Annotated in this window: 1 protein-coding gene; it reads right to left on the bottom strand. The window is 66.8% G+C overall.

Annotated features, from left to right (window positions below; translation table 11 throughout):
* On the bottom strand, positions 1–232 hold a 232-nt coding region (locus Q5L94_RS14215; protein ID WP_317498994.1), incomplete at both ends, for an NAD(P)H-dependent oxidoreductase.

Genomic DNA, 232 nt, shown 5'->3' with positions numbered 1-232 from the left:
GCCTCCACTTCCTCCGCCGTGGAAACGTGAGCCGCGCCATAGACCGCGTGCGTTGGGAGCACGTCCATGCCGGGGTAGAACAGCGCGCCATGGGTCAGCGGGAAAAGCAGTTGCTCGATCGGCCCGTTGATACCCCGCGGGCCATAGTCGGCCGCTGGGCCGCCTGCCTGCACGTTGACCAGCGCTCGCTTGCCGTTGAGGATGCCCTCACCGAAGCGGAACTCGTTGGAGC

It is taken from the genome of Idiomarina sp. Sol25 (assembly GCF_033052775.1).
Lineage (GTDB): Bacteria > Pseudomonadota > Gammaproteobacteria > Enterobacterales > Alteromonadaceae > Idiomarina.
The sequence above is the reverse complement of the archived record's forward strand: the minus strand, read 5'-3'. Positions and strand labels throughout refer to the sequence as shown.